This is a genomic window from Desulfofundulus thermobenzoicus (genome assembly GCF_009428905.1).
Lineage (GTDB): Bacteria > Bacillota > Desulfotomaculia > Desulfotomaculales > Desulfovirgulaceae > Desulfofundulus_A > Desulfofundulus_A thermobenzoicus.
This window is the reverse complement of the sequence record NZ_WHYR01000226.1, coordinates 1-424: the sequence shown is the minus strand read 5'-3', so window position 1 is coordinate 424 and position 424 is coordinate 1. Positions and strand designations below refer to the sequence as shown.

Genomic DNA, 424 nt, shown 5'->3' with positions numbered 1-424 from the left:
CCATGGTGCTGGACCTGCTGCCGGCCGCGGTGGCGCTCTCCACGGCGGCCCTGGTCTCGCTGCTGGTGGGGGTGCTGCCGCTGCGCGACGGCTACCAGGCCCTCGATGGCCCCGTTCTCGTCCTGCTCGGCGCCATGATACCGGTGGGCGAGGCGCTGGAGACCAGCGGTGGCGCGGAACTGATCGCCGAGGGACTGCTGGCCCTGGGCAGCGACTGGCCGGTGGTGGTCACCCTGGTGACGCTCTTCGTGATCTCCATGGTGCTCTCCAACGTGATCAACAACGCCGCCGCAGCCCTGCTCATGGCGCCCATTGCGGCCAGTCTCGCCAGTGGCTTCGATGTCTCGCCGGACCCTTTCCTGATGGTGGTGGCGGTCAGCGCCTCCTGTGCCTTCCTCACGCCCATCGGCCACCAGTCCAACAC

Annotated in this window: 1 protein-coding gene; it reads left to right on the top strand. The window is 69.1% G+C overall.

Annotated elements, in window-relative coordinates; all coding sequences use genetic code 11:
- Nucleotides 1–424: SLC13 family permease (locus GFC01_RS18360; protein ID WP_152948522.1), on the top strand; the 424-nt coding region annotated here is incomplete at both ends.